Below are 19777 nucleotides of genomic sequence, written 5' to 3' on the forward strand. Positions count from 1 at the left end.
ATCAATTGCCCTTTATTGAAGTAAGAATGTCACGTGCCCGCTCAAGATCTTCGCGGGTATCAACACCCAGCGGCACCGAATCAACGATCTCGACATCGATGCGCATGCCGGCTTCTAGTGCGCGCAGCTGTTCCAGCCGTTCGCGCTGTTCGAGCGGCGACGGGCCAAGTCTGACGAATCGCTCCAGCGCGGCGCGGCGATAGGCATATAGACCGATGTGGTGGTAGAGCGGGCCATTGCCATAAGGAGCCGTCGCACGCGTAAAGTAGAGCGCGCGCATTTTCCCGGTGCCGATGCCCGAGCCGACGATCTTGACCACGTTCGGATTGGTCTTTTCATCTTCCCTGGTGATCTCGACACACAATGTAGCGATATCGGCCGGGCCTTCGCGCAGCGGCAGAAGCGCGCGTTTGACCAATTCCGGATCAATGGTCGGCAGGTCGCCCTGGACATTGACGATGGCATCGACAGTGCCTTCCGGATCGAGCGCCAGCAAGGCTTCATAGATGCGGTCCGAACCCGATTCATGGTCACTGCGCGTCATGACGGCTTCAAGTCCGTGCAACTCGACTGCCGCCTTCACTTCGGCGCTATCCGTGGCAACAACGGCACGGCCGAGACCGGCCGCCAGGGCCCGTTCAGCCACATGCACGATCATCGGCTTGCCGGCAATATCGGCCAATGGCTTGCCGGGAAGGCGCGTGGAGGCCATGCGGGCGGGAATCAGGGTCAATATTTTCATCGTCACAAGCACCCTACGGTGTCAAAAAGTCTCAGGCAGAACTGCCCTTATATGTGTTGCAAGTCTTGAGCAAAAGACCTAGTTTCCGCGCGATCACGAGGGGACTCTCGTCAAGTAATGCAGCGGTCTGCATTGACCAGATAATGAGAACCTCCGCAAGAGGAGCAATGATCGACAATGGATTCGAGCGCATTCAACAAATATGCCATGGCGTTCCTGGCAACAGTTTTCGTTGTCATGACAGCGGGCATCCATTCGGATTTCGTATTTGATTCCCGTGCGCCCGAAAAACCCGGCTTTATCATCCAGGCTGCCGAAGCCGGCGGGGAAGGTGAAGCTGGCGCGCCAGCCGCAGCGGCTGCGGCCGTACCGATCGCGACCCTGCTCGCATCGGCGGATGCAACACGCGGCGAAGCTATCTTCAAGCGCTGCCAGGCCTGCCACACCGGCGAAAAGGGCGGCGCCAACAAGGTCGGCCCGAACCTGTGGGACATCGTCGACCGTCCTATCGCCACACATGAAGGCTTCAGCTATTCCGGCGCCATCAAGGATTTCTCCAAGGGCGGCAAGGAACTCTGGACGTTCGATCACCTCAATCACTTCCTGACATCGCCGAAGGGCTATATCAAAGGCACGGCCATGGGCTTTGCCGGTGACAAGAAGGACAATGAGCGCGCGGACCTGATCGCTTATCTGCGCACGCTTTCCGACAGCCCCAAGCCGCTTCCCGCTGCTGACGCAGCCCCTGCCGCCGGCGACAAGCCCGCGGATGCGGCTAAGCCTGCCGATGGTGCAGCGCCCGCACCGACCAAGTAAGCTCGGTTGCCCATTCCCAGAAAAGGCCGGGCCCAGTGCCCGGCTTTTTCGTATCTGCATCAAGACTGCGTGTTTTTTTGCCGAAGGCCTGTTCTCCGCCGCATTTTCTCTTAGACTGCCCAAAAAAGAGAAACCGTGGAGACCTGATTTGCACTTCCGCCCGTTCCTGACCAGCCTCGCCCTCCTTGCCATGACAGCCGCGATCCCCCTATCGAACGCACGGGCTGCGGAAACAGAGTGGCGGACGGCGGTCAGCGCTCTGGGCAAGCCGAAATACGGGCCGGACTTCAAGCATTTTGATTTTGTAAATCCCGATGCGCCGAAAGGCGGAACGCTGAATCAAATCGCTCAGGGTTCATTTGACAGTCTCAATCCCTTTGTTGTTCAGGGAACATCGGCAGCAGGGCTTCCCGGCGGAACTATCCTGGGTGGATACCTCTACGATACACTTCTCAGCCGTGCGCTTGACGAACCAGCAACAAATTACGGACTTCTCGCAGAAGCGGTTGCTTACCCCGATGATTTTTCCTGGGTGAAATTCCGTCTCAACCCGGCTGCAAAATGGCATGATGGGCTGCCCATCACCGTCGATGACGTCATCTGGTCGTTCGACACTCTGAAGGCGCAGAGCCCGATTTACAACAAGTATTATCATGACGTGACAAAGGCCGAGAAGACCGGGGACCGAGAGGTTACCTTCACGTTTGCGAGCGGCGGCAACCGTGAATTGCCCGGCATCGTCGGCGAGTTTCCCGTGTTGCCAAAACACTGGTGGGAAAGCACCGATCAATCCGGCAAGCCACGTGACATCACAAAGCCCACGACGGAAATCCCTCTGGGCTCAGCGGCTTATAAAATCGAAAGCGTCGACTTCGGCAAAACCATCGTATGGAGCCGGGTGCCCGATTACTGGGGCAAGGATCTTCCCACCAATGTCGGGCGCAACAATTTCGATCGTATTCGCTATGAATATTTCCGCGACGCAAACGCAATGTGGGAAGCCTTCAAGAAGGGCGGATTCCAGGATTACCGCGGCGAGCCGAGTATTGGCCGCTGGATGCGCGGCTACGACTTCCCGGCATTCACCAGAGGGGATGTCATCAAGGCCGTGTATCCTCAGCGCTCGTCTGGCCGCATGCAAGGATTTCTCCTGAATACGCGTCGCGACAAGTTCAAGGATATTAAGGTACGCGAAGCCTTGAATTTTGCCTTTGATTTTGAATCCATGAGCAAAAATGTATTTTTCGGTCAATACAAGCGCATAGACAGCTATTTCTCCGGCACGGAACTGGCATCAAGCGGCCTCCCGACAGGCAAAGAACTGGAGATACTTCAGGCGGTCAAAGGTAAGGTACCGGAAGGGGTTTTCAATGAGGCGTTCAAGAACCCGGTTTCTGACACGCCGCAGGCACAACGCGACAATCTACGCAAGGCCGCCTCGCTATTGCGGGAAGCTGGTTATGATCAGAAAAATGGAAAGCTCATCAATACAGCGACTGGCCAACCCCTAACCATCGAATTTCTGGCGGATGATCCGGGCGACGAACGGACGATCGGACCCTTCATGACCAATCTGCGCAAACTTGGCATAGATGCGCAGATACGTGCTGTCGATGCAGCCCAATATGCGGCCAGGGTCAATGATTATGATTATGACGTAATGGCGATCGCCGGAATCGGACAAACTCTGTCGCCGGGGAACGAGCAGCGCGATTTCTGGGGATCCAGTACCGCCGATATGCCTGGCGGACGCAATTATATGGGTATCAAAAATCCGGCCATAGACACGCTGATCGACAGGGTGATCTTTGCCAAGGATCGCGAGGAGCTTGTGGCAGCAACCCATGCGCTCGACCGGGTTCTGCTGTGGAACTACTATGTTGTTCCGCAGTGGTACGATGACAAGGTCAAGGTTGCCTATTGGAACAAGTTTGGGATGCCTGAGAAGCAACCGGATTATATTGGCATCGATCCGTTCTCCTGGTGGATCGATCCTGCCAAGGAACAGGCCCTGAAGGCGCGGGCTCAATGATCAAAGTTCATCTGAACCGCCGTAGTCTGCTGAAATACTCCGGCGCGGCGGCTTTGTCCGCCCTTGCTCCGCATCTGGCATTGGCGGAGGTGAAAACGGATGTGCCGCTGCATGGCCTTTCCGCCTTTGGCGACCTCAAATATCCCAAGGATTTCACGCATTTCGATTACACCAATCCCGATGCACCGAAAGGCGGAACGTTCTGCTTCTCGCCGTCCATATGGATACTCAACCAATCGCCTCAAACGTTCAACACGCTGAACGGTTTCAGCGCGCGCGGCGATGCGCCGCCGCGTGTGGAACTGTGTTTCGATTCCCTGATGACATCGGCGCTGGACGAGCCCGATTCGATCTATGGCCTGGTTGCCGAAAGCGTTACGGTTTCCCCGGACAAACGGACATTCACATTCAAAATGCGCCCGCAAGCGCGTTTTCATGACGGCTCCCCTCTCACCGCCCATGACGCCGTGTTCAGTTACGAGACGCTCAAGGCAAAGGGGCATCCCGATCTCGTGGTGATGATGGCGGAACTCAAGGAAATTGCCGCTGTGGATGACCACACGGTGCGCCTGACCTTTTCCGGCAATCATTCCGACCGGGCCATTCTCGACATAGCGGCGGGAATACCGATCTTTTCCAAGGCGTGGTATGCCACGCGGGATTTCGATGCATCGACGCTGGAGGCGCCACTCGGTTCCGGCGCTTATCGCGCGGGTATCATCCTCCCCGGCCAAACAATCGAATACGAACGTGTTGCCGATTACTGGGCGAAGGATTTGCCCGTGCAGCGCGGCTCCAACCATTTCGACCGCATCCGCATCGAGTTCTTTCGCGACCGGCAACCCGATTTCGAATCCTTCAAGAAGGGCGATATTTACTGGCGCTCCGAATCCGTGGCCAAGACATGGGCCACGGAGTACAATTTCCCGGCCATACAGCAGAAGCGCGTCGTCAAACGCGAGTTCTCCAGCGAAAAGCGGCCGATGATGCAGGCCTGGGCGCTGAACCAGCGCCGGGAACAATTCCGCGACCCGCGGGTGCGCGAAGCCATTGCCCTGTGTTTTGATTTCGAGTGGACCAGCAAGAACCTGTTCTACGATGTCTACAAACGCTCGCAGTCGCTGTTTGAGAAATCCGACTTCCGCGCCGAAGGCAAACCTTCCGCCGAAGAACTGGCCATTATCGAACCGCTGCGCGACAGGCTGCCGCCGGAGATTTTCGGTGATGCGGTTCTGCAACCCGCATCGGACGGTTCGGGGCGCGACAGAAACAACCTGCGCCGCGCGGTCGAACTGATCACTGCAGCGGGGTATACGCGCCAGAATGGCAAATTCGCCGATCGCAGCGGCAAACCCCTCAACGTGGAAATGCTGATCCAGGCGGAAGTCTTCACCCGTTCAGCGACACCTTTCATCAACAATCTGAACGCCATCGGCATCAATGCCACTTTGCGCCTGGTCGATCCGGCCCAGTATCAAGTCAGGCTACAGGCCTTCGATTTCGATATGATGGGAGCGGCCTATTCGCTTGGTTCCACACCGACGCAGGAAAGCCTGCAGGCCATGTTCGGCTCCAAATCGGCTGCTTTGCCCGGGTCCACCAATTTCGCTGGTATTGCGGATCCGGTGATCGATGCGCTGATCCAGAAAGTCGGCGACGTGAGGTCACGCGCTGAACTGGTCACGATTATGCGTGTTCTGGATCGACTCTTGCGTATAAGGCGCGACTGGATTCCAAATTGGTACAGTGCGAATCACCTCATCGCCTATTGGGACATGTTCGGCTTCAAGGAGCCCAAACCCGATTACGGCTTTCCGGTTGAAACGCTCTGGTGGCTTGACGAAACAAAGGCGAAGGCAATTGGCAAGATTTAAAACGACATCCCCGGGAGCACCGTCTTAATGGGAGCCTATATTCTACGGCGTTTGCTCCTGATGATACCGACCCTGTTCGGAGTTCTGCTTGTCTGCTTCGTCATTGTACAGTTCGTTCCCGGCGGCCCGGTCCAGCGCATTATCGGCCAGCTCACTGGACAGGGCGGCAACGCGCTTGACCGCATCGGCGGTGGCGGCGCTGATTTTGGCCACGGCAACGAATCGCTTGGCCTCGGCACGGCCAATTCGAAATATCGCGGCGCCCAGGGTCTTGACCCCGCGTTCATAGCCAGCCTCGAAAAGCAGTTCGGGCTGGACAAGCCGCCGCTCGAGCGTTTCCGTATCCTGGTGTGGAACTATCTGCGGTTTGATTTCGGCAACAGCTATTTCCGCGACATCAGCGCGGTGCAGCTCATCAAGGAGAAACTGCCGGTTTCGATATCGCTTGGCCTATGGATGACACTGATATCCTATGCCATCTCCATCCCGCTCGGCATTCGCAAAGCCATCAAGGACGGTTCTGCCTTCGACGTGTGGACCAGTGCCGTTGTCGTGGTTGGCTATGCGATACCGGGATTTCTCTTCGGCATCATGCTGATCGTATTTTTTGCCGGCGGCTCATTCTTCGACTGGTTCCCGCTGCGCGGCTTGACGTCCAACAATTTCGCCGAGCTCTCGTTCTTCGGCAAGATCGTCGACTATGCCTGGCACATTGCCCTGCCGTTGACAGCCATGCTGCTGTCGGCCTTCGCCACGACAACCCTTCTGACCAAGAATTCGTTCCTCGATGAAATCCGCAAGCAATATGTCACCACGGCGCGGGCAAAGGGTCTGACCGAGCGCAAAATTCTCTATGGGCACGTCTTCCGCAACGCCATGCTAATCGTCATTGCCGGTTTTCCCAGCGCCTTCATTTCAATTTTCTTCACCGGCCAGTTGCTGATCGAGGCGATTTTCTCGCTCGATGGGCTTGGATTGCTTGGCTATGAATCGATCATCAACCGCGATTATCCGGTGGTGATTGCCACGGTCTATATTTTCGCCCTTGTCGGCGTCATCGTCAGCCTCCTGTCCGATCTCCTCTACACATGGATCGACCCGCGCATTGATTTCGAGCGGAGGGATGTCTGATGACCGATACAAGCATTGGCACGCAGCCCGCCCCCGTTGCTGTTCGCCGTCCGCGGTTGTCACCGCTCAATGCCCGCCGCTGGCAGAACTTCAAGGCCAACCGCCGCGGCTGGTGGGCCCTGTGGCTGTTCCTGTTCCTGTTCATTGCTTCGCTGTTCGGCGAATTCATTGCCAATGACCGGCCGATCCTTGTTTCCTACAAGGGCGAGATTCTCTTTCCCGTTCTCGTCGATTATCCGGAAGAGAAGTTCAACGGCTTTTATGCGGTGACCGATTATCGCGATCCGGTGATTCAGGACGAGATCAATGCCAATGGCTGGGCCATCTGGCCGCCGATCCGCTATTCCTACCGCACCGTCAACAACGAGCTTCCCGATACGGCGCCGTCAAAACCATTCTGGCTCTATACGCCGGAGGAGCGTTGTGCCCGCTATCCGCAGGGTGTGAACGACGCCAACTGCACGTTCGGCAACATGAACATTCTGGGCACGGATGATCAGGCGCGTGACGTGTTTGCCCGGGCGCTCTATGGTTTCCGCATTTCCGTGCTGTTCGGACTGATCCTGACCGCGGCGTCAGCGGTGATCGGGGTGACGGCCGGCGCCATGCAAGGCTATTTCGGCGGCTGGCTCGATCTTCTGGCGCAACGCTTCATCGAAATCTGGTCTTCGGTGCCAACCCTCTACCTCCTCCTGATCATGGCTTCGATCCTGCCGCCCGGCTTCTGGATCCTGCTCTCCATCATGCTGCTGTTCTCATGGGTGCATTTTGTCGGCATCGTCCGCGCCGAATTCCTGCGGGCCCGCAATTTCGAGTATGTGAATGCCGCGCGGGCGCTCGGCGTGCGTGACCGGACAATCATGTTCCGCCATCTCCTGCCCAACGCCATGGTGACGACGCTCACCTTCCTGCCCTTCATCCTCAACGGATCGATCACGACGCTCACCTCGCTCGATTTCCTGGGTTTCGGCCTGCCGCCGGGCTCCGCCTCGCTTGGCGAGCTTCTGGCGCAAGGCAAGAACAACCTGCAGGCGCCATGGCTCGGCCTGACCGGTTTCATCGTCATCTCGCTGATGCTGTCGCTTCTGATCTTTGTCGGCGAAGCGACCCGTGACGCGTTCGATCCGCGCAAGGCTTTCAAATGAGTGCGTCCCCCCTTCTTTCCGTCCGCGACCTTTCGGTTGCCTTCACCCAGAACGGGCGGCAGTCGATTGCCGTCGATCATGTCTCGTTCGACATCGCCCAGGGAGAAACCGTCGCGCTTGTCGGTGAATCCGGCTCCGGGAAGTCGGTCTCGGCCCTATCGATCCTGAAGCTTCTGCCCTACCCACCGGCCTCGCACCCCTCCGGCCAGATCCTGTTCAACGGGCAGGATCTTCTGGACAGCAACGAGAATGATCTGCGGCGTGTGCGCGGCAACGACATCACCATGATCTTCCAGGAGCCGATGACTTCGCTCAATCCGCTGCATACGATCGAGAAGCAGATTGTCGAAGTCCTCAAGCTGCACCAGGGCATGGCTGACAAACCAGCGAGGCAACGCACACTGGCGCTTCTGCATGAAGTGGGCATCCGCGAGCCGGAAAAGCGCCTCGATGCCTATCCGCACCAGCTCTCCGGCGGTCAGCGTCAGCGTGTGATGATTGCCATGGCGCTCGCCAACAAGCCGAAGCTGCTGATCGCCGATGAGCCGACCACGGCGCTTGACGTAACGGTGCAGGCGCAGATCCTGCAACTGCTTGCCGACCTCAAGAAGGCACAGGGCATGTCCATGCTGTTCATCACGCATGACCTTGGCATCGTCCGCAAGATTGCCGATCGCGTCTGCGTCATGACCAAGGGCAAAATCGTCGAGACCGGTCCCACCAGGCAGATCTTCGACAATCCGCAGCATGAGTATACGCGGCATCTGCTTGCCGCCGAACCCAAGGGCAATCCCCCCTCCGCTGATCTGTCCGCCGCGCCCGTCATGCGCGGTGAGCAGGTGAAGGTCTGGTTCCCGATCAAGCAGGGTTTCCTGCGGCGCACCGTCGATCATGTGAAGGCGGTCGATGGTATCGATGTGACCATCCGTGCCGGACAGACGCTTGGGGTTGTCGGCGAATCCGGCTCGGGCAAAACCACGCTCGGGCTTGCGCTGTCGCGCATGATTTCATCTCAAGGGGTCATCCGTTTCGGCGAAAAGGACATCAACCAGTTTTCTTTCAAGCAAATGCGGCCGCTGCGGCGCGAGCTGCAGATCGTGTTTCAGGACCCGTTCGGGTCGCTGTCGCCACGCATGTCAATTGCCGATATCGTGGCCGAGGGCCTTGCCGTACATGAGCCGAAACTGTCGGCTGATGAGCGCGATGCACGTGTCGTTGCTGCACTCAAGGAGGTCAATCTCGACCCGGAGAACCGCTTCCGCTATCCGCATGAATTTTCCGGTGGTCAGCGCCAACGCATCGCCATTGCCCGAGCCATGGTGCTCAACCCGCGCTTCGTCATGCTGGACGAGCCGACGTCGGCGCTCGACATGAGCGTGCAGGCGCAGGTGGTCGACCTCTTGCGCGGATTGCAGCAAAAGCACAATCTGGCCTATCTTTTCATCAGCCACGATCTCAAGGTGGTGAAAGCGCTGGCCAATGACGTGCTTGTCATGCGCAATGGCAAAGCGGTTGAATATGGCCCGTCGGAGGAAATCTTCGCCAATCCGAAGAGCGATTATACAAAAGCACTGATGGCAGCTGCCTTCAGGATAGAAACGGCGGAACAGGGAGCAGTAAGCGAATGACCGGGACAAGCGACACGATTTTTCTGGCTGTAACGGGATGGGACCCGGAGGTCTGGCTATCGGAGTTTGCCAAGAACGCCCCGCAGCGCAAACTTGTCCTGAACACCGATACGGACAAGGAAAAGGTTCGCTACGCGCTGGTCTGGAAACAGCGCCCCGGTTCCCTCGCGGACCTGCCGAACCTCGAAGTCATTTTCTCATTGGGCGCCGGTGTGGACCACGTCTTCCATGATGACCGGATTCCCGATGTGCCCATCGTGCGCATCGTATCCCCTGATCTGACGATGCGCATGACGGAATATGTGGTCTGGCAGGTGCTGGACCACCATCGCCTCGGCCTGCGCTACCGGCAGCAGCAGGCCGGCAAGGTCTGGCATGAGGACCGGCGCCAGCCGGCAGCCCATGAGGTGAATGTCGGTATACTCGGCATGGGCGTGCTCGGCCGTGACGCGGCCTTGAAGCTGCGCATGCTGGGTTTCAAGGTCAGCGGCTGGAGCCGCCGTCCCCAGAACGTCGAAGGCGTGACCAGCCATCACGGCAATGATGGGTTGAAGGACTTCCTGAAGGATGCGGATATCATCGTTTCCTTGCTGCCGCTGACACCGGAGACCAAGGGCATCCTGTCGATGAGCCTTTTTGCCCAGATGAAGGCCGACGGGCCGCTCGGCGCACCGATTCTCATCAATGCCGGGCGCGGCGGGCTGCAGAACGAGGCGGATATCCTGGCCGCGCTGGAACGCGGCATGCTGTCGGCTGTCACGCTTGATGTGTTCAACAGGGAACCCCTGCCGAAGGACAGCCCGCTATGGACGCATCCGCAGGTCATCATCACACCGCATGCGGCCGCAAGCTCCAGCCCGTCTGCGCTGGTTCCGGAGATCGTCGCCCAGATCGAATCCTTCGAGCGCGGCGAGCCGCTTAAAAATATTGTCGACCGGAAAGCCCAGTATTAGAAAAATTTGGCTTTGACGGCCGGAAACCTTCGGATAGATTGCCCGCGCAAGTGTTCTCAGGGCGGGGTGCAATTCCCCACCGGCGGTAATCACTGGGTATCGAAAGATGTCAGGTGCGAGCCCGCGAGCGCTTTCCGGTTTGCCGGAAAGGTCAGCAGATTTCGGTGCAATTCCGAAGCCGACGGTATAGTCCGGATGAAAGAGAACAACTGAAAGCAAGGGCTGCCTTTCCGGCAGTCCCTGACCGTTTTTGGTTGTGCCCTGATTCACGTCAACTCTTGAGGAGACCGACATGGATCAGTTCCAGAATAACAATACCTCACATTTCGCCCCGCGCATCGCCTTCATTCAGGCGCGATGGCATGCGGAAATCGTCGATCAGTGCCGTATCGGCTTTGAGGGCGAACTCAAAAGCCAGGGTGTCACTGCCGGACGGTTTGACGTCTATGACGTGCCGGGATCGTTCGACATTCCGCTGCTGGCCAAGAAACTCGCCGAGACCGGCCAGTACGACGCGATTGTCGCCACCGGTCTCGTCGTCGATGGCGGGATCTACCGGCACGATTTCGTCGCCGGTACGGTGGTGAATGCGCTTCTTACCGCCCAGATGGAGACCGGCGTTCCCATGCTGTCAGCCGTGCTGACGCCGCATCATTTCCAGGAAACCGCCCAACACATCGACTTCTTCACCAAACACTTCCTGATCAAGGGACAGGAGGCGGCGCGCGCCTGCCTGCAGATCATCCGCACATTCCAGCAAGTGGCTGAACTATCGGCCGCCTGAACCTGAACAGGTAAAGAAAATGATAGCCCCTCTGTTTCAACCAACAGAGGGGCTATCCGACTAGAGCCGCCGCACCGCTGTCGGCTTGCCGTAGAGATAGGCAATACGCTCGATGGCATCGTGCAGAGGCTCAAGCGTCACGCTCATCGTGTGACCGCTTGCATGCAGCAGCATGGAGTAGCTGGCCATCATCGCGGCATGCCCCTTCCAGAAGACAAAATCACCGCGTTTCAGATTGTTGTAATGTGCGTCCGGCTCGATCGCATCACCGATTGTATCAGCCTGCATGTCGGAGTCGCGCAAGACGGACTGACCGGTCATCAGCAGGGACAACTGGACGAGACCGGAGCAATCAATTCCGAAACCGGACACACCACCCCACAGATAGGGCGTGTGCATCAGGGTCTCGGCAACCGCCACGTGATCATCGGTGACTTCATCAATAGGAACGAGATGCTTGGCAATGATGGCCTCGCCGCTTGGCAGGATGCCGTAGAGCGTTCCACGGCGTTCCTCGCCACCCTTTATCGTGACGAGCGATCCCATGGACAGTGCATTGGTCGGGGGAAACTTCAGATCAGATCCGGGATAGACAAATGTGCGCGGCGCGATGACGATATGCGTGGGCTCATCATAACGCTTGTCCAGCGCCGTATCGACGACATAGCCGACATATCCATCCCGTTCGTTCTGGACCCAGCACCAGCCATTGCTGTCTTCGAACACGAGGACGTCATCCCCGAACAGGAACTGTGTGGTTACGCCAGCATCGCCGCGTGCTGCGCCACGAACATCAACGACCGGATCGGCAATGCGCATGGGCTTGCCTTGCACGAAGTGCTCCGCTTCCACCTGTCCGCGCAGGCTTTCGTCCGCCAGATCGGGGCGGAATGCATTCAACCGTTTATCCAATGTCACAGGGGTAATCCTCTTGCCTTGGCGATGACGAGATCGCCGAGCTTTTCAACATAGAGCGCACCTTTTACCGTTCTTTTGACGAGAACATTGCGCTTGTCTTTTTCGTCACGGTGCCGGTCGACCAAACCATAACCACCCATTGTATCCAGCGCGCGGGTGATCACTGGCTTGGTCACCTTCAGCTTGGCAGCCATACCACGGATTGTGTGGGGCGGCGGCTCCAGATAAACCGTCAGCAGCACGGCCAATTGCCGCATCGTCAGGTCATGCGCGTCATCCCGCACTTCGGAGACCGCAATTTCCTTCCACAATGTCAGCGCCTGAAACGGCTTCAACTCAATCTGCATGAACGGCTTCCGAGATCATTTCGGTTCCGTATCATTTTATTCCTCGCAGCCTGAAGTGCAAGCGGTCATAACCGGTCTGCAACTTCCGGCCGGACACAGATTGACGAATCCCCGTTACTTCCCGGCCGGGAAGCGCATCTTCAATACGTGATAGAGTGCCCTGATGGCCTGCGCTTCCCCGCCAACGGGAGAATGCGGCTTCTCCACCGGGTTCCAGCCATAGATATCGAAATGCCCCCAGACCCTGGTCTTCTCGACAAAGCGCTTCAGGAACAGTGCCGCTGTGACCGACCCGGCAAAGCCGTCGGTCGTCACATTGTTGATGTCGGCCACGCGGGATGAAAGCCTTGCTTCGTAGGGCTGCCACAACGGCATGCGCCAGACCGGATCGGCCACGGCTTCGGACGCCTTGGCCACATCAGCCGCGAAGCTGTCATCCGTCGAGTAAAAGGGCGGCACATCCGGGCCAAGCGCAACACGCGCTGCGCCCGTCAGCGTTGCCATGTCAATCAGGATTTCCGGCTCTTCCTCATCGGCCAATGCCAGCGCATCGGCGAGGACAAGGCGGCCTTCCGCGTCAGTGTTGCCAATCTCGACCGTAATTCCCTTGCGGCTGGTCAGAATATCGCTCGGACGGAAAGCATTGGCCGAGATGGAATTCTCCACCGCAGGTATGAGGACGCGCAAACGGACCGGCAGTTTTGCGTCCATGATGATGCCCGCAAGTGCCAGCACGTTGGCGGCACCGCCCATGTCCTTCTTCATCAGAAGCATGCTGCTGGCAGGCTTGATATCAAGGCCGCCCGTATCGAAGCAGACGCCCTTGCCCACCAGGGTTACCTTGGGAGCATCGTTCTTGCCCCATTGCAGATCGATCAGCCTCGGCTCCTCGCTTCCAGCGCGGCCGACGGCATGGATCATCGGAAAATTCTTCTTGAGCAGCGCATCGCCCTTGATCACCGACACAGCCGCCTTGTGCTCATCGCCCAGCGCGCGCACGGCCGCTTCCAACGCCTCGGGGCCCATATCGTTGGTAGGTGTATTGATGAGGTCGCGCGCAAGCGTAACCGCCCTCGCCTGGCGCTTCACGTCGGCTTTGTCAGCACCTTCCGGCAACGTCAGCGTGACGTTTGCGTCGTCCTTCTTCGTATAGCGGGTAAACTTGTAGCCGCCGAGCAGGAAACCGAGAGCAGCCAGATCGGGGGCACTGACGGGGCCTGCCAGATGCCAGGCGCCTTTCGGCAAAGCCTGCGCCAGTTTGCCTGTCGCAAGGGGATTGTCGTCCTTGCCGATCCCGAGCAATGCGCCAGCGATCCCGCCCTTTTCGCTGGGAATTATGAGCAATCGGCCGGCCTGCCCCTCGAACCCGTTTGCCTCAGCCCAGGCAAGCGCTGCCGGATCGAGTCCAAGCGCCTCCAGCCCGCCCTTCGGTACAAACCAGACAGGCTTGCTGTCCGATGATTTCTGCTTGGTGATTTCGGCTGGCATGGTCGTTTGCTCCTCGGGTCAATTTTCTGCTTTTGCGCCAGCGAAGGCGGCGTCATTAACGGTCCGTTAGGGTTAACAGAATATTTCTTTCACATGGGATTGGTTAACGCACCAATGATGTGCGGCGGGATCGGACGGGGCAAATTATGACAAGCGCAGGGATTATTCAACGTAACCGCCGGCTCATTTTTTCCGTGGCCATGGTTGCCGTTGCAAGCGGCATTTCCGGCTGCGCCACCACCGATAAGACAACCACCGGCTCCATTGCGCCCGCCGCTTCGACAGCGGTTCCCACCGGCAATTTTGACCAGATGAATGCGCAGCAGCTGGCGCAGGCCTCCACCAACCTCGGCGCCCGGTACCAGAGCAATCCGAAGGACAAAACCACCGCAATGAATTTTGCCGGAGTATTGCGCATGATGGGGCGGAATGATCAGGCGCTGGCAGTCATGCGCAGCCTTGCCATCGCCTATCCGAAGGACCGTGAGGTTCTGGCCGCCTATGGCAAGGCCTTGGCGAGCAGCGGTGAGTTCGAAGCGGCGCTTGGCGCAATTCGCCGTGCCCAGACGCCCGAATATCCGGACTGGAAGCTGCTTTCCGCCGAAGCCGCGATTCTCGATCAGCTGGGCAAAACCGGCGAGGCCCGTGACATCTACAAGCAAGCTATGGATCTCAACCCGAACGAAGCATCGCTTCTTTCCAATCTCGGGATGTCCTATGTGCTGTCGGGCGAACTGAATACGGCCGAAACCTACATGCGCAGGGCAGCCAGCGCGCAGGGAGCCGACAGCCGGGTCCGGCAGAACCTGGCGCTCGTGGTGGGACTTCAGGGACGGTTTTCGGAAGCCGAAACGATTGCCAAACAGGAGCTCGCGCCGCAACAGGCGGAAGCCAACGTCAAATATCTGCGCTCCATGCTCGCCCAGCAAAACTCCTGGACGATGCTGAAGGACAAGAAGAAGCCCAACAGCTGATAAAACGAAAAAGGCCGCTCTGATCTGGCAGCCATTTTCTGGAACTATGTGCGGGTCTGGATCCTATTTGAGGGCTGTCCCGAATAGCCCGCCCTGCGCCGAGACCTGAATCACAGCCGGGCCCAGAATGACGGCAAAAAGCACGGGCAAGAGAAACAAGATCATAGGAACCGTCAATTTGGGCGGCAGGGCCGCGGCCTTTTTTTCCGCCGCGTTCAACCGGGCTTCACGGCTTTCATCGGACAAGACACGCAATGCGCCGCCAATGGACGTACCATAGCGCTCCGACTGCGTCAGTGCCTGGACCACGGCCTTCACCGATTCAAGTCCGGTTCGCGTGGCTAGATTTTCATAGGCTTGCCGCCGCTCGGGCAGAAAGGACAATTCCGCATTCGTCAGGACGAACTCTTCCGCCAAAGCCGTCGACTGGACCCCGATCTCCTCGGAGACCTTCTTGAAGGCAGCTTCGATGGACATTCCGGATTCAACGCAGATCAGCATGAGATCAAGTGAGTCCGGCCACGCCATCTGGATCGAATGTTTGCGCTTGCTGCCTGCGTTGCTCACATAGAGATTGGGCGCGTAGAAGCCCACATAGCCGCCGATGAGACAGACGAGTATTCGGACCATTGTCGGGTATTGTATCAGACCATTCATGCCGAACACCCAGAAGGCGGTCAGGCTGAGCGTCAGGAACGGCAGACCGAAGCGTGCCGCCAGAAACAAATTCAAGGCATTCTGCCCGCGAAATCCGGCGGTGCGCAGAGAGGCCAGTGTTTTCTCATCGGCCAGCGCCCGCTGCAGATCCAGCTTTTCCACGAACTGGCGAACACCCTGCCTCTGCACCATGCGCAGACTACCCTGCGACGCAGCCTTGTGACGGCTGATGCTTTCCGTGGCGAGGCGGGTCCGGTCCTTGGCACGCAGCTGATCACGCTCCAGCGCCACGGATTTCATCCGCGTCTTCAGCACGGAGGTACGAAGCTTCGGCAGGAAAACCGTTACCACCGTTGCAAACGCTGAGATTGCGACAAGGACCGTCCGGACTGTATCCGGATTGTCCTGCACGGCTTTGAGAAGGGAAGAGAACACCGCGCTTACTCCGCTCAGAACTTGAAGTTGATCATTTTGCGCATCACGGCGATGCCAATGGACATCCATATGCCGGAACACACCATGATCATCTTGCCCATATCGGTTGTGAACAGAACCATGATGTATTGCGGGCTGGACAGGTAGACGAGGCCCGCAACGACGAACGGCAAGGCGCCGATGATATAGGCGGAGGCCTTGGCTTCCATCGACAGGGCCTGAACCTTCGCTTTCATCTTTTTCCGGTCGCGCAGCACGCGGGAAAGATTGCCAAGGGCTTCCGACAAATTGCCGCCTGCTTGCGATTGAATCTGAATGACGATGCCAAAGAAGCTTGCTTCCGGACAGGGCATGTATTCCGACATCCGCATGGCCGCCTCCGGAATGCTCACCCCAACCTGCTGCATGTCAACGATCCGGCGAAACTCGGTACGAACCGGTTCCTGCGCTTCCTGCGCGATCAGCCGGATACCGTCATTGAGCGGCAGACCGGATCGGATGGCGCGCACAATGACATCGATGGAATTGGGAAATTCGTGGAGGAATGCCGCCACCCGCCGCCGGCGCCGGAAATAGACGAAGGCGCGCGGCAGCCCCAGCGCACCAATCAGGAAAAAGCCCGGAGCCAGATAAAGCGGTGCACCGAAGAAGGTGCGCAGCAACACCAGAACCAGGCCAACAACACCGGAATAAATGTAGAAGCGCTTCACGGTCACTTTCATGCCTGCCTGCTGCAACAGCATTTTCAGCGGCGGTGACTTGATGTTCTTGTCGCGCAGTTTCTGTCGCTGATCGATATCGTTCAGCGTATCCTGGACCGATTTGCGGCGTCTTGTCGCTTCAGCCTGCTTGTCCCTGGCGGTTGACTTGGTCAAACCGTCCGTCGTGGCCAGCTTGACCGATTTCAACCGGTCATCCGACTTTTTCTGCTGTTCGATGCTGTCAAAAACAAAGAAGTAGGCAAGCGCGGCAACGGCAATCGTTGCCAACAGCACGAAGGCGAGTTGTTCAAGATCAAGCCCGAACATGATTGCTCTCCCGCCGTGCCATATGGATCATGATTGCAATTCCATCGCATCGATGGCTTTGGCCAATCTGTGTTCCTCATTGTAATAGCGGGCGCGATCCCAGAATTTCGGCCGGCTTATGCCGGTTGAGACATGTTTTCCAATCAGCCGGCCATTCGCATCTTCGCCGTCGATGTCGTAAAGCATGAGGTCCTGGGTGATGATGACATCCCCTTCCATGCCAACAATTTCGGTCACATGCGTGATGCGGCGCGTGCCGTCGCGCAAACGGGCGGCCTGAATGATCACATCGACAGAACCAACGATGATCTCCCGCACCGTTCGCTGCGGCAGCGCAAACCCGCCCATGGCGATCATGGATTCCATGCGGCTGAGACATTCGCGCGGGCTGTTGGCGTGGATGGTGCCCATCGACCCGTCATGACCGGTGTTCATGGCCGACAGAAGATCAAACACCTCCGGTCCGCGGACTTCGCCGACGATGATCCGCTCGGGACGCATGCGCAGGCAGTTCTTGACCAGGTCACGCATGGTGATCTCACCCTCACCCTCCAGATTGGCAGGACGGGTTTCAAGGCGCACCACATGCGGCTGCTGCAGCTGAAGTTCGGCCGAATCCTCGCAGGTGATGATGCGCTCATCCCGGTCGATATAATTCGTCAGGCAGTTCAGGAGCGTGGTCTTGCCCGAACCGGTGCCGCCGGAGATGACGATGTTGCAGCGCACGCGTCCGATGATCTGAAGCAGCTCGGCACCCGGCGGCGAAATCGCCCCAAGGCGGACAAGCTGATCAAGGGTCAATTTGTCTTTCTTGAACTTGCGGATGGTGAGCACCGGCCCATCGAGCGCAAGAGGCGGCGCGATGACATTTACACGCGAGCCATCGGGAAGGCGCGCATCGCATATGGGACTGGATTCATCGACGCGGCGGCCAACCTGGCTGACAATGCGCTGGCAGATGTTCAGAAGCTGCTGGTTGTCGCGGAAGCGGACGCCCGATTCCTGGACCTTGCCAAGCACTTCAATATAGGTTTTGCGCGCACCGTTGACCATGATGTCGGCGATATCGTCACGGGCGAGCAAAGGCTCCAGCGGACCATAGCCGAGCACATCATTGCAGATATCGTCGAGCAATTCCTCCTGCTCGGCAATCGACATGGCAAAATTCTTGATGGCAATGATATCGTTGACGATATCGCGAATTTCCTCGCGCGCCACATCCGGATCAAGTTTGGACAGCTGAGAGAGATCGATCGTGTCGATCAGGGCCGTAAAAACCTGCGATTTTGTGTCGTAGTAGCTCTCGTTCTTTTCACGCTGCGGTGCGACCGGCTTGGGCGCCTGGTCGACGACCGCCAGACGCTTTACCTCGGCTATATCCCGCGGCTTTGCCGTTTCCGCAGCAAGCGGAGCATGACCCACGGGCAACGCTGTCTCAAGCGCAAGCGCCCGGAACTCCTGGACCGGGCGCCCTTCGCCCGTACTGCCGCGTTTGCCGAACATGGCTCTATTCCTTCATCGTCATTTCTTGCGCTTCAGCTTGGACAAAACCGCGGAAAGCACCGGCTTCCGCTTGGCCTTCAGCTCCAGCCGTCCCGTCAGGATGTGGGCAATCTCATTGATGTTCTGGACAATCGCATTGGCGGAGTCGGTCTCGGCGAGCATCCGTCCGTTGTTTGCCGCGTTCCCGAACAATGCAGGCTCGAAAGGAATGACGCCGATCGGCATGATCCCCAGCGGACTGCAGAAATCGGCAGGCGCGATCTCCGGCCGTTTGGGAATTCCGACCTGATTGAGAATGAGACGCGGCGGTCCATCGTTCGGGCGCAGCTGTTTCAAGGTGTCCAGCAGGTTTTTAGTGTTGCGCAGATTCGCCAATTCCGGCGATGCGACGATCACGATCTCATCTGCACGCGCCAGGGTTGTGCGGGTCCAGCCGTTCCAGGTGTGGGGAATATCCAGAATGACATGCGGCACGGACCTTTGAGCCACGTCGATCAGATGGGCAAAGGAGTCCTCGCGGAAATCGAACACGCGGTCCAGGGTTGATGGCGCTGCCAGCAGTGACAGGTTTTCAGCGCATTGCGCCAGCAGCCGGTCCAGGTAAACGTCATCGATGCGTTCGGGTGAAAATACTGCTTCCGCTATGCCTTGCGGCGGATCCTGGTCGAAATTGATGTTGGCAGTGCCATAGGGCAGATCCATATCGGCAATGACCACCTCGTTCTTGAAAAGCGAAGAGATGCACCATGCGATGTTGTGCGCCATCGTCGAAGCGCCGACGCCGCCCTTTGCGCCGATAAACGCAATGGAGCTTCCCAGCGGCTTTGCGTCGGGGTCGACAAAAAGACCGCCGATCACGCCAATGATATCGGCCAGATTGACCGGTGCGACCATATATTCCGAAATGCCATTGCGCATCAGTTCGCGGTAAAGCCAAACGTCATTGTAATGCCCGATGACCACCACTTTGGTGCTTGGATCGCAAACTTCGGACAGGGCGGTGAGCTGTTCCAGCATGTCGCGCGGGGCAGCCGATGATTCCAGAACAATCAGATTGGGTGTCGGCACCGTCTGAAAGAGTTCAACTGCTGTCGCTATTCCACCCATGTGAAGCTGTGCATGCGTCTTCGCCATGCGGCGGTCTTCGCTTGCATGCGATATCTGCTGTGCAACAGCATCGCTCTCGCAAAATGCCTGTATTGAAATTCGGGGAATTGGCCGGAAAGCGTGCAGGCCAGCACCAGTCGGCCGGCCCTCGCCATCCCCGAATTGATTGTCTGTTTCAAAGGCCAACTGGCTCATCGTAGAATTCCGTGTTTTGT

Annotated in this window: 17 protein-coding genes and 1 riboswitch; of the genes, 9 read left to right on the top strand and 8 right to left on the bottom strand. The window is 58.0% G+C overall.

Translation table 11 applies throughout. The annotated features are described in order from the left end of the window. Window position 1: 1 nt before the first annotated feature. Window positions 2–754 (bottom strand): 3-deoxy-manno-octulosonate cytidylyltransferase, encoded by a 753-nt coding sequence (locus ACTJJ7_RS21495; protein WP_440968766.1) that lies wholly within the window; start codon window positions 752–754, stop codon window positions 2–4. A gap of 165 nt (window positions 755–919) precedes the next feature. On the opposite strand from ACTJJ7_RS21495, the gene ACTJJ7_RS21500 reads away from it, so the two are divergent. From ACTJJ7_RS21500 to ACTJJ7_RS21535, 8 genes are all read left to right on the top strand, one after another. Then, window positions 920–1558: a c-type cytochrome gene (locus ACTJJ7_RS21500; RefSeq protein WP_440968767.1), complete on the top strand. Its 639-nt coding sequence runs from the start codon at window positions 920–922 to the stop codon at window positions 1556–1558. Window positions 1559–1748: 190 nt separating this feature from the next. Next, complete coding sequence (locus ACTJJ7_RS21505; protein ID WP_440968809.1) at window positions 1749–3590, top strand: extracellular solute-binding protein; 1842 nt, start codon at window positions 1749–1751, stop codon at window positions 3588–3590. Further along, entirely contained in the window at window positions 3587–5464 is a 1878-nt protein-coding gene (locus ACTJJ7_RS21510) for an extracellular solute-binding protein (protein WP_440968768.1), read from the top strand. Before ACTJJ7_RS21505 ends, ACTJJ7_RS21510 begins: the two co-directional genes overlap by 4 nt. A 27-nt stretch (window positions 5465–5491) precedes the next feature. Further along, window positions 5492–6595, top strand: a complete 1104-nt coding sequence (locus ACTJJ7_RS21515; RefSeq protein WP_440968769.1) for a microcin C ABC transporter permease YejB — start codon at window positions 5492–5494, stop codon at window positions 6593–6595. Beyond that, window positions 6595–7740, top strand: coding sequence for an ABC transporter permease (locus ACTJJ7_RS21520; protein ID WP_440968770.1), 1146 nt, complete (start codon window positions 6595–6597; stop codon window positions 7738–7740). Before ACTJJ7_RS21515 ends, ACTJJ7_RS21520 begins: the two co-directional genes overlap by 1 nt. Then, entirely contained in the window at window positions 7737–9368 is a 1632-nt protein-coding gene (locus tag ACTJJ7_RS21525; protein ID WP_440968771.1) for an ABC transporter ATP-binding protein, read from the top strand. The genes ACTJJ7_RS21520 and ACTJJ7_RS21525 overlap by 4 nt, the downstream gene beginning before the upstream one ends. Continuing rightward, window positions 9365–10321, top strand: a complete 957-nt coding sequence (locus ACTJJ7_RS21530) for a 2-hydroxyacid dehydrogenase (RefSeq protein WP_440968772.1) — start codon at window positions 9365–9367, stop codon at window positions 10319–10321. The genes ACTJJ7_RS21525 and ACTJJ7_RS21530 overlap by 4 nt, the downstream gene beginning before the upstream one ends. 48 nt (window positions 10322–10369) lie before the next feature. Then, window positions 10370–10532: riboswitch (FMN riboswitch) on the top strand. Window positions 10533–10613: 81 nt separating this feature from the next. Further along, window positions 10614–11105, top strand: a complete 492-nt coding sequence (locus ACTJJ7_RS21535) for a 6,7-dimethyl-8-ribityllumazine synthase (protein WP_440968773.1) — start codon at window positions 10614–10616, stop codon at window positions 11103–11105. 60 nt (window positions 11106–11165) lie between these two features. On the opposite strand, the gene ACTJJ7_RS21540 is transcribed toward ACTJJ7_RS21535, so the two are convergent. The 3 genes from ACTJJ7_RS21540 to ACTJJ7_RS21550 form a co-directional block, all read right to left on the bottom strand. Continuing rightward, window positions 11166–12032 (bottom strand): C40 family peptidase, encoded by an 867-nt coding sequence (locus ACTJJ7_RS21540; protein ID WP_440968810.1) that lies wholly within the window; start codon window positions 12030–12032, stop codon window positions 11166–11168. Then, the gene (locus ACTJJ7_RS21545) at window positions 12020–12370 is read right to left on the bottom strand and encodes a MarR family transcriptional regulator (protein WP_105736645.1); all 351 of its coding nucleotides are present in this window, start codon (window positions 12368–12370) and stop codon (window positions 12020–12022) included. Before ACTJJ7_RS21545 ends, ACTJJ7_RS21540 begins: the two co-directional genes overlap by 13 nt. 114 nt (window positions 12371–12484) lie before the next feature. Continuing rightward, window positions 12485–13858, bottom strand: a complete 1374-nt coding sequence (locus tag ACTJJ7_RS21550) for a leucyl aminopeptidase family protein (RefSeq protein ID WP_440968774.1) — start codon at window positions 13856–13858, stop codon at window positions 12485–12487. A 146-nt stretch (window positions 13859–14004) separates the two neighbouring features. On the opposite strand from ACTJJ7_RS21550, the gene ACTJJ7_RS21555 reads away from it, so the two are divergent. Beyond that, window positions 14005–14832: a tetratricopeptide repeat protein gene (locus ACTJJ7_RS21555; RefSeq protein WP_440968775.1), complete on the top strand. Its 828-nt coding sequence runs from the start codon at window positions 14005–14007 to the stop codon at window positions 14830–14832. Window positions 14833–14895: 63 nt separating this feature from the next. Here ACTJJ7_RS21555 and ACTJJ7_RS21560 read toward each other — a convergent pair whose 3' ends face one another. From ACTJJ7_RS21560 to ACTJJ7_RS21575, 4 genes are read right to left on the bottom strand one after another with little or no spacing between them, the layout of a single operon-like run. Beyond that, entirely contained in the window at window positions 14896–15924 is a 1029-nt protein-coding gene (locus tag ACTJJ7_RS21560; protein ID WP_245421198.1) for a type II secretion system F family protein, read from the bottom strand. A gap of 14 nt (window positions 15925–15938) precedes the next feature. Continuing rightward, entirely contained in the window at window positions 15939–16952 is a 1014-nt protein-coding gene (locus ACTJJ7_RS21565; RefSeq protein ID WP_440968776.1) for a type II secretion system F family protein, read from the bottom strand. A gap of 27 nt (window positions 16953–16979) precedes the next feature. Beyond that, window positions 16980–18455, bottom strand: a complete 1476-nt coding sequence (locus tag ACTJJ7_RS21570) for a CpaF family protein (protein WP_440968777.1) — start codon at window positions 18453–18455, stop codon at window positions 16980–16982. Between the two features lie 18 nt (window positions 18456–18473). Beyond that, on the bottom strand, window positions 18474–19757 hold the full coding sequence (locus ACTJJ7_RS21575) for an AAA family ATPase (RefSeq protein ID WP_440968778.1): 1284 nt from the start codon (window positions 19755–19757) through the stop codon (window positions 18474–18476). Between the last annotated feature and the right edge of the window lie 20 nt (window positions 19758–19777).

Origin of the sequence: Phyllobacterium sp. 22229, from assembly GCF_052056495.1 — a bacterium.
GTDB lineage: Bacteria > Pseudomonadota > Alphaproteobacteria > Rhizobiales > Rhizobiaceae > Phyllobacterium > Phyllobacterium myrsinacearum.

Excerpts from the sequence above, each read along its gene's own strand:
- ACTJJ7_RS21525 (WP_440968771.1), top strand. The coding sequence starts at position 7,737 with ATGAGTGCGTCCCCCCTTCTTTCCGTCCGCGACCTTTCGGTTGCCTTC.
- ACTJJ7_RS21565 (WP_440968776.1), bottom strand. The coding sequence starts at position 16,952 with ATGTTCGGGCTTGATCTTGAACAACTCGCCTTCGTGCTGTTGGCAACG.
- ACTJJ7_RS21535 (WP_440968773.1), top strand. The coding sequence starts at position 10,614 with ATGGATCAGTTCCAGAATAACAATACCTCACATTTCGCCCCGCGCATC.
- ACTJJ7_RS21520 (WP_440968770.1), top strand. The coding sequence starts at position 6,595 with ATGACCGATACAAGCATTGGCACGCAGCCCGCCCCCGTTGCTGTTCGC.
- ACTJJ7_RS21515 (WP_440968769.1), top strand. The coding sequence starts at position 5,492 with ATGGGAGCCTATATTCTACGGCGTTTGCTCCTGATGATACCGACCCTG.
- ACTJJ7_RS21500 (WP_440968767.1), top strand. The coding sequence starts at position 920 with ATGGATTCGAGCGCATTCAACAAATATGCCATGGCGTTCCTGGCAACA.
- ACTJJ7_RS21575 (WP_440968778.1), bottom strand. The coding sequence starts at position 19,757 with ATGAGCCAGTTGGCCTTTGAAACAGACAATCAATTCGGGGATGGCGAG.
- ACTJJ7_RS21530 (WP_440968772.1), top strand. The coding sequence starts at position 9,365 with ATGACCGGGACAAGCGACACGATTTTTCTGGCTGTAACGGGATGGGAC.
- ACTJJ7_RS21570 (WP_440968777.1), bottom strand. The coding sequence starts at position 18,455 with ATGTTCGGCAAACGCGGCAGTACGGGCGAAGGGCGCCCGGTCCAGGAG.
- ACTJJ7_RS21505 (WP_440968809.1), top strand. The coding sequence starts at position 1,749 with ATGACAGCCGCGATCCCCCTATCGAACGCACGGGCTGCGGAAACAGAG.
- ACTJJ7_RS21545 (WP_105736645.1), bottom strand. The coding sequence starts at position 12,370 with ATGCAGATTGAGTTGAAGCCGTTTCAGGCGCTGACATTGTGGAAGGAA.
- ACTJJ7_RS21550 (WP_440968774.1), bottom strand. The coding sequence starts at position 13,858 with ATGCCAGCCGAAATCACCAAGCAGAAATCATCGGACAGCAAGCCTGTC.
- ACTJJ7_RS21555 (WP_440968775.1), top strand. The coding sequence starts at position 14,005 with ATGACAAGCGCAGGGATTATTCAACGTAACCGCCGGCTCATTTTTTCC.
- ACTJJ7_RS21510 (WP_440968768.1), top strand. The coding sequence starts at position 3,587 with ATGATCAAAGTTCATCTGAACCGCCGTAGTCTGCTGAAATACTCCGGC.